The sequence below is a fragment of the Wolbachia endosymbiont of Leptopilina clavipes genome (genome assembly GCF_006334525.1).
Lineage (GTDB): Bacteria > Pseudomonadota > Alphaproteobacteria > Rickettsiales > Anaplasmataceae > Wolbachia.
The window spans coordinates 1-7,823 of record NZ_QJHA01000015.1; the positions used below are offsets into that span (position 1 = coordinate 1).

At 33.4% G+C, this 7,823-nt stretch carries 10 protein-coding genes and 3 pseudogenes; 11 read left to right on the top strand and 2 right to left on the bottom strand.

What is annotated here, in order from left to right:
- Window positions 1-12 precede the first annotated feature (12 nt).
- Together OUY_RS01390 and OUY_RS01395 are read right to left on the bottom strand one after the other, a co-directional pair.
- Window positions 13-1,123, bottom strand: a pseudogene (locus OUY_RS01390) (IS256 family transposase).
- Between the two features lie 287 nt (window positions 1,124-1,410).
- Complete coding sequence (locus OUY_RS01395) at window positions 1,411-1,647, bottom strand: hypothetical protein (RefSeq protein WP_236607897.1); 237 nt, start codon at window positions 1,645-1,647, stop codon at window positions 1,411-1,413.
- Window positions 1,648-1,894: 247 nt separating this feature from the next.
- On the opposite strand from OUY_RS01395, the gene gap reads away from it, so the two are divergent.
- The 11 genes and pseudogenes from gap to OUY_RS01430 all read left to right on the top strand — a co-directional run.
- Window positions 1,895-2,866, top strand: a complete 972-nt coding sequence (gene gap / locus OUY_RS01400; protein WP_139686494.1) for a type I glyceraldehyde-3-phosphate dehydrogenase — start codon at window positions 1,895-1,897, stop codon at window positions 2,864-2,866.
- 3 nt (window positions 2,867-2,869) lie between these two features.
- Window positions 2,870-3,628 carry a twin-arginine translocase subunit TatC gene (gene tatC, locus OUY_RS01405; protein WP_139686495.1) on the top strand — a complete coding sequence of 253 codons (759 nt, stop codon included), beginning with the start codon at window positions 2,870-2,872 and terminating at the stop codon, window positions 3,626-3,628.
- A 155-nt stretch (window positions 3,629-3,783) separates the two neighbouring features.
- Window positions 3,784-4,482 carry a WD_0033/WD_0034 family tandem repeat-containing protein gene (locus OUY_RS01410; protein ID WP_246038571.1) on the top strand — a complete coding sequence of 233 codons (699 nt, stop codon included), beginning with the start codon at window positions 3,784-3,786 and terminating at the stop codon, window positions 4,480-4,482.
- 59 nt (window positions 4,483-4,541) lie between these two features.
- The gene (locus OUY_RS06265; protein WP_246038573.1) at window positions 4,542-4,931 is read left to right on the top strand and encodes a hypothetical protein; all 390 of its coding nucleotides are present in this window, start codon (window positions 4,542-4,544) and stop codon (window positions 4,929-4,931) included.
- Window positions 4,922-5,065, top strand: a complete 144-nt coding sequence (locus OUY_RS06270; protein WP_246038575.1) for a hypothetical protein — start codon at window positions 4,922-4,924, stop codon at window positions 5,063-5,065. Before OUY_RS06265 ends, OUY_RS06270 begins: the two co-directional genes overlap by 10 nt.
- A 189-nt stretch (window positions 5,066-5,254) precedes the next feature.
- A pseudogene (locus OUY_RS06800) lies at window positions 5,255-5,407 on the top strand (IS630-like element ISWpi11 family transposase); the annotation flags it as partial.
- A 57-nt stretch (window positions 5,408-5,464) separates the two neighbouring features.
- The gene (locus OUY_RS06275) at window positions 5,465-5,884 is read left to right on the top strand and encodes a hypothetical protein (protein WP_246038576.1); all 420 of its coding nucleotides are present in this window, start codon (window positions 5,465-5,467) and stop codon (window positions 5,882-5,884) included.
- Between the two features lie 176 nt (window positions 5,885-6,060).
- Window positions 6,061-6,828, top strand: coding sequence for a hypothetical protein (locus OUY_RS06280; protein WP_246038579.1), 768 nt, complete (start codon window positions 6,061-6,063; stop codon window positions 6,826-6,828).
- A 32-nt stretch (window positions 6,829-6,860) separates the two neighbouring features.
- A complete protein-coding gene (locus OUY_RS06285; RefSeq protein ID WP_246038580.1) occupies window positions 6,861-6,998 on the top strand; it encodes a hypothetical protein in 138 nt (45 codons plus the stop codon).
- Entirely contained in the window at window positions 6,982-7,242 is a 261-nt protein-coding gene (locus tag OUY_RS06290; protein WP_246038581.1) for a hypothetical protein, read from the top strand. Before OUY_RS06285 ends, OUY_RS06290 begins: the two co-directional genes overlap by 17 nt.
- Before the next feature lie 142 nt (window positions 7,243-7,384).
- Window positions 7,385-7,823: pseudogene (locus OUY_RS01430) on the top strand (IS6 family transposase); the annotation flags it as partial.

Consider the following 7,823-nt stretch of genomic DNA (forward strand, 5'->3'; position numbering starts at 1 on the left):
TCAATTTTTAACCTACAAGAAAAAAAAGATATCAAGTTGAGAGATAGTTAAAGCCCAATCATGTATAGGCATAGTCCATTTCTCTCCTGCCTTCTTTATAGCACAATATACCTGTTTATACAAGGCATTTGTGCTAGTAAATGAGCCCTTGGTTTTAGTAAATTTTCTGATCTGTCTATGTAGTCCCTCAATAGGATTTGTGGTATAAATTAACTTTCTTACAGGGCCAGAATATTTTAAATAACTAGACAAATTTTCCCAATTATTCTCCCAAAACTAAAGTATATTTTTCTCCACATTTTTCCTCTAGCTCAAGCAAATAATTTTCGGCTATTTCTCTACTTGAAAAAAAATATATTTTTTTCAAATCATTCATGAAAACTTTTGCTCGATACATATTTCAGTGAATTTCTTATCTGATTACTATACATTTCTGCTTTAGGAAATACGCTATTTATAGCTGTAGGAAAGCTTTTTAACACAAGCTATCAGAATATCATCTACTCCTCTCTCCTTTAGGTCATTTAGTACTCCCAACCAGAACTTCACTTTCAGCCAAATAAAAACCCAAAACTTCTTTTCTGCCATTTTGCTAATATGTTATACATACATTTGCTTACACAATGCCCGTCCTCCTTGACCTTAAAAAACCATGAACACTATTGGATATACAGATTGCAGAGGACGACTGCGCCATTCGTTGATTACCGGTAACAATTTGTCAGTAATACTTGATATCTCAGCTGCAGATATTTTATATATCTTCTACATGCGAATAAAAAACTATATACCATGCCACTGGCATATGTACTTAAAACCTTTGCTTCAAGTTCGGTTGTTTGCCTTTTTCTGACTACTTGTAGCTCAAAACTTCCTTCACTATCTCTTGGTGTCAATAGTTCAAATACTTGTCCGTAAAGTCTTTGAATTTCTTCGGTTGTTTTCTTCGCTTTCAGCCGACAAATGGTTTTCTATCTCGCCTTCCCTCTAGCAGTTTTTTTATAAATGGTGTTAATGCTCCATCTCTTCCTGTCAATGGTCTTCCTTCTCGTATAGAAGATAAGATATTTGTTTCTAATTCTTTATAGTCTACCAAACCGGTAGTTGTGTTTGCTTGACTCATTGTCAAACCTCCATTTTTTTATCAATTTATTACTTTACTTCTCGATTTGACACAGTTTATTTAACCATACGCGTCAAGTTAAGGAAATATCGTGAAATATAGCAACATTTGAGATGGGCATTTTATTTGTTACATTTATTTTTTTAGGGAGTTCTTATCTAGAAGAAGATGATTTTTTCAGAAGAATCTATAAATCAATAACTTTATTACTTAATATATAAAATAGTTTTTTTTCGTTTCCTTTCTTCCTTATACCACTTTTCCTTAACTTGACGCGTATGGTTTATTTAACACTCCCGCATTTCCAAATTTTGTGAAGATTCAAATTCTTCTTGCATATCCAGTATGTCTTCTATTACTTGCTGATCTTCATCTCTTTCTTCTAATTGAAATGCTGCTGCTTCTTGAGGTGTTTCTAGCAGTTTTTTTAATATTTCTGTGCGCAGTTTCTCTGGTATTGATTTCCACTGTAGCATTACTAGCATTTCATTGTGCAGCACTGACATTTTCTGTAGTGTTTTCACTTTTTCTGACAGTCCTTTATTTTTGCAATGCTTCTATTTTTCTTTGCTGATACTGATTATCTGAATTTGTCATTGGTAATCCATGCATAACCTACTCCAAGTTAAAATTTAGATATTATTAATTAAGTGATACAGTTTCTTTAGTCAAGATAAGCATCAATATATTATAACATTAGGATTAACAGCTAAAAGAATAGAATGAAATATCAGGCAATATCCTCTATAATTAAACTTTTAAGATGGAAAAATGACAATTCGTGTAGGAATTAATGGTCTTGGTAGAATAGGCAGAAGTGTATTGCGTGCTATTTTTGAAGTAGAAAACTATAGCGAGCAAATAGAAGTTGTGGCGGTAAATGGGTCGCTCAGTGCTGAGCAGCATGCACATTTGATTAAATATGACTCTGTTCATGGCAAATTTAACGGCAATATTGATTTTAACGAGTCTGAAAATTGGCTATCTATAAATGGCAGGAAATTTTCTTTATATAGAGAACGTAGCCCTGAAAATATTCCTTGGAATGTTGATGTAGTGCTTGAATGCACTGGTGCATTCAACAAGCGTGCGGAAGCAGCAAAGCATAATGCAGAGAGAGTAATTGTCTCTGCTCCAGTTTCAGATGCTGATGTAACTGTAGTTTACGGCGTAAATAACGATATGCTAAAAAAGGAGCATAAAGTGATCTCAGCAGGTTCTTGTACTACAAACTGTCTGGCTCCGATTGTACACGTTTTACACTCCAATTTAGGTATAAAAAGCGGTTTTATGACCACTATACATGCCTATACGAATGATCAAAATATTCTTGATGGCAACCATAGAAACTTACGTAGGGCAAGAGCTTGTGGCCTTTCTATGGTGCCAACTACAACTGGAGCAGCAAAAACAATTGGTTCTGTCATTCCTCAGTTAAAGGGTAAGCTAGATGGTACTGCTATTAGAGTTCCGGTTAGCAACGTTTCTATGGTTGATTTTAAATTTACGACTGATAAGAAGGTAACAGCTGGAGAAATAAATGAAATGTTTAAGAATTCAGCAAATCATGTGCTTTCCGTATGTAACGAGCCTTTAGTTTCAATAGACTTTGTCCATAACCCTTATAGTGCAATTGTGGATTTAGCTGGTACATATGTCACAGGTGATATCTGTAGAGTTGCAGCGTGGTACGATAATGAATGGGCTTTTTCACTGAGAATGTTAGATATAGCTTTATTGTAAAGTATGAACGAAAACTCACAAAAATATGCTTCATTTTATGAGCACTTTGCGGAACTTAGAAAAAGGGTTATTTTTTGCTTTCTATTTTTTTGTGTTACCTTCGGGTTTTGTTACTACTTTAAAGAAAATATATACCGCTTTTTACTTGCACCTTTAATAGAAGTTACAAAAGATAGCAATGATTTTTCTCTAATCTATACAGACTTAACAGAAGCGTTTTTTGTATATCTCAGGGTTGCAATAATGAGTGCACTGTTGTTTTCTTTTCCTGTGTTTGCATGGCAATTCTATATGTTTCTAGCACCTGGCTTATATAGAAGAGAAAGGGCAGTGTTATTGCCATACTTAATTGCAACACCGGTTTTGTTTGTAACGGGAGCCGCTGTAGTTTACTACTACATATTTCCCCTAGCCTGGAAATTTTTTATTGCTTTTGAACATAGTGGTAAATCTTTCGGTATACCAATAGAGTTTATGCCATCAGTTAGTGAATATTTAGACCTTGTTCTTCAATTCATGTTTGCGTTTGGTACTGCATTTCAAATTCCAGTCATACTAACCTTAATGGTGAGAGTAGGGCTAATCACTGCACAAAGTTTGTCAAATAAACGTAGAATTGCGATAGTAGTAATTTTCATTATTGCTGCAATCTTAACTCCACCTGATGTACTAAGCCAAGTAGGGCTTGCAATTCCAATGTTGGTATTATATGAGCTGTCTATTCTGATATGTAGATACATTGAAAAGAAAGCAAAGGATTGAATCAAGAATATTATTTATAAACAAAGAATGAGCACCGGAGCGCTTTTTCTTGTTTGAGTGTTTTTGGCACCACAGCATTTTATTGATTTATTGACTTGTTTACTTAAATATATAATAATTAAAGTATATTATTATTTTGAATAGGAGAATTTTATATGCCAAAATATGAAGAGTTAAACGGAACACAACAAGAATTATATGGTAAGTTACAGGCTGCGATGGAAGAACATGAGAATATTATTGATCTTCTTACAGGATTTTCAAAAGAGGATTTGCTGAAAATTCTTACTACTGTGAAATGTATAGAGTTTGAAGATGGTGAAGAACATACTCTAACACCGCTTGCCTACGCTATAAATCTTAAGAACTCGTTAAATAGTCAGAGATATATTACAAATATTCTAAATGTAGCTAAAGAGAAAGATATATTAGAAGAAGTTCTTACTACTGCGAATATAAAGATCAAGCTCTCAAATGGTCAAGAATATACTTCAACACCACTTGTCCATGCTATTATTCTTAATAAACAGAGAGGCATTCAAGCTATCCTAAATGTAGCTAAAAGAAATAGTATATTAGAAAAAGTTCTTACTACTGCGAATATAAAGATCAGGCTTTCAGATGATCAAGAACATACTCTAACACCGCTTGGCTGTGCTATAAATCTTATTAATCAGGAAGTTAGTCAGAAAAGTATTAAAGCTATTATAGATGTAGCTCAAGATAATGATATGTTAGAAAAAGTTTTCGCTAGTATAAAAAAAGATCATCTTAACAAAACCAAGAATATTTTAGAAATACTAAAAAATCAAGAGCAAGATGAAGAGCAAAAAGCTAAAATGATGGTTGGCTAAAAATACTTGCAAAGAGCATATCTAGTTGTGAAAGTAAAGATGATCCTAACAAAATTGAAATGCACGATAGAGTTGAGGAGATATGTAAAAAGCAAGAGCAAGAGGATTGGAAAGTAACCCTTGAAAGGATCGTGCCTAATCACGAAAATAAAGACAAGTGTGAAATATTTTCTAAGATTTTTAACAAGGAGACTTTCAAAGTATCATTAGATCCACAGCGAAATGCTGATATGATAACATTAATTAAAAAGAACCAGCCTGATTACGAAAGTAAAGAACAGTCTTTAGTAGATGAAAGCAGCATACCTAAAACTGAAGGAAATATAACTAAAGATACAGTAAAAACTACTAATAAACCAATAATCATTGGTAGTGTTTGTGGTGCCATAGCTGAATTGGCAGTTGGGTTAGGATTGTTTTTGGTGCTGCATTACCGGTATTGCCTATAATTGGTATAGCTATAGCTGCTGCTGTAGTAGTTGGACTTATTGCTGGTGGTATTACATATGTAATTTCAAAGCCTAGTGAGAATCTAGATAGAGCTAATGTAGAGCAAAGAGTTAGTATAGGGTTAACAGCGTAGTTAAGTAAAAGGAAGAAGTCTATTCTTCCTTTTCTCAAAGTTTTTTTTGTTGATCATATATTCACAGCATTAAGTTTTATAGGTTGCTGTGTAAAAGATTAGGAAGTAGTTTTGTTAGTGTTGAAAATTATAGCTCTTTTCCTAATAGTGTGAACATGGTGGAATAGGTAAAGTAGCGAGGAGATGTGAATGCCAGTAGCATATAGTTATGATTTAAGGAAAAAAGCATTGGATGTAGGGGAAAGTAGAGCATTTGTAGCCAAGAAGTTTAAAGTTAACATTCTATGAATGGCAAAAAGGTGCAAGAAAATAGGCGATTTTAAATCAAAATGTAGATCCAATAGAGCGTGATTGATATCTTGCTAGTAATAGTGTAACAGCTTTTATTAAGATATTTTTTTGCCATACGGCAGCAATAACAAAATTAGAAAATTGATGGCTGAATATGTTGGCATTGATAAACAGTATATTATGCTTCAAGCAATATTTACTTTAGTAGCTTCTACAACTTTTTTTAGTATAGCTTCTCCTTGGTGCTGTGTACCAACAGCAGTATTTGCACTTGCTACGTGTTTCTTTGTTAAAAATGATGTACATGCTGCATTTTCTGCAAAAGAACTTTCTCCTGAGTTTGCCGAAATTATTACTGAAAAAGTAGTAAATAATGTTGAGCTCAATGCAGAAGACAACTCTCAATCGAGAAGCTATAGCTTTTTCACAATAATCCGAACGTATCGTAATACGCTACTGGCCTACTATCGACATAAATACATATCTTATCACGTTCGAACTATTATAAGAAAGGCTATACTTGTATGAGACTGTGTTATATAGCGAAACTAGATTTCACTTTTACACACCTAGATAAGGGGTAACAGCAGACACTAGAATGACGAAATCGTTATTCTGCTAAGTGTTATCGCTGTATATGAACTAAAAAGCTAATATTTACTAGATCTTAATACTTATACCTTATATTTTAATGAAAAGCTGCAATGAGTATGCATGATCCATTTAAAAGTGAGGATTATAAAAAAAATCTTGATTCTCTGATCAAAGCTATAAATCTAGGAAATCCAGAGAAACAATGTTATAAAACAGTAACAGATCTGTCTCATGCTTTAGAGGGTTTTACAGATAAGGCAGAAGATGTAGCTAAGCTTGTTATACGTGATGACTTGAATAATTGTGTAAAGAAGGCAAATAAAAAGCCATTAATTTTTAGGATATTCAATAGAATATTAGGAAGAGATGTTTCGATTAGGAATATAAGTAATTTTATAAAAGATAAATTGCCTCCTTCAACTGCTAGAACAGCAATCGAATATACAGATGTTATTCAAAAAATTTCAGATTTAGAGCGAATAGAAAGAAGTCAAGATAAATATAGGTCATATGGAATAAATTTAGAAAATAGACAGCAAAAGAAAAATCTCTTATATGAGCGAGAAGATTCAGGTTATGGAGGTTCATTAAACGAAGATCCTGAGTATGAAGAAATATCAAATTATCAAGAGGAAAAAAGTAAATCTTTAACAAAAGATTTGCGTAATCTACAATCAATTAAAGAGGAGCCGATTTATGCAACAATTCCTAAAGAACATATAGAAGCAAAAAGAGCACATAGGAAGAAACAACAACTTCAATCTCTTGCACCACCAAGAGTACCACCAGTACCAGAGAAAATGTTTACTGCCAATCAAAAATTAGACAAGAACCGAAAAAAGATAAACCTGCAGTACCACCAAAGCCTAAAGATTTAGGCGAAAAAGTAAGCACAGAGCAAAAAATAGTAGTGGAAAAATCAGCTGAGAGTAACCCTATACTACCACTAAAATCTGAAAATCAAGATGGTAAAGAATCAGCAAAAAAAGCTGATGGACCAAAAGTACTAGTAGTTGCTATGAAAAAAAGAAGTGACTCGCGAGAGTAGTAAAGTAAAGGCATTAAAAGAAAGATTTGAGCGAAATCAAGTAAAGAACGTGTTGCCTGCTGAAAACAAAACTACTTCAGTAACACAAACGGATATCAGTGTGAAGAGAAAACAATCTCGTTCATTTCCAATAGGGAATAAAAAATCTTCGATCAACCATCTTGCCAGCAAAAATTTACCTTCCACGAATGTAAGTGTAAAAGAAATGGTTGCACGAATTGAAAAGAGAAAAGATGGAAGATAGTAATATTTTGGTATTTCCTTACTCATGAAAATTAGCTCTTATCATAACATTTTTACAGCCATAAGAGGAAGTTTTTCGGTTCTGTCGCATTTGTAGGGAAGTAGAAAGAAGAATGATATAATTGTCTAAAAAAAAAGCAAAGATGTTTCGTATCAATCAAAAATTGTTGCCATATTTCAAAGGATTTAGCTTTTCAGCGGATGTTATCTGTATACATGAAATGTCGATTCTCTTTGAGCTATCGAGATTTGGAAGAAATGATGAGTATAAGGGGAGCAAAATGCTACGTTACAAAGGTGGGTTATCACCACTGATAGATGAGGCAGTAAGGAAAAGAAAGAAGCAGGTTGGTAGTAGTTGGAGAGACTTACATTAAATTAAACGGTAAATGGGTTTATTTATATACTGTAGACTTCCTCTTGTGTGTTAGTAGAGACAAGTCTGCAGCACTTGCATTCTTTCGTAAAGCCTTCAGGAGTAACTATCTTCCTGAGAAAATTGTAATTGATAAAAGCGGCAGTAATACTGCTGCTCTTGATGATTTGAATGCAGAAATTTCTGAAGATTACAGTTCTTCAAAT

Excerpts from the sequence above, each read along its gene's own strand:
- gap (WP_139686494.1), top strand. The coding sequence starts at position 1,895 with ATGACAATTCGTGTAGGAATTAATGGTCTTGGTAGAATAGGCAGAAGT.
- tatC (WP_139686495.1), top strand. The coding sequence starts at position 2,870 with ATGAACGAAAACTCACAAAAATATGCTTCATTTTATGAGCACTTTGCG.
- OUY_RS01410 (WP_246038571.1), top strand. The coding sequence starts at position 3,784 with ATGCCAAAATATGAAGAGTTAAACGGAACACAACAAGAATTATATGGT.
- OUY_RS06265 (WP_246038573.1), top strand. The coding sequence starts at position 4,542 with ATGCACGATAGAGTTGAGGAGATATGTAAAAAGCAAGAGCAAGAGGAT.
- OUY_RS06280 (WP_246038579.1), top strand. The coding sequence starts at position 6,061 with ATGAGTATGCATGATCCATTTAAAAGTGAGGATTATAAAAAAAATCTT.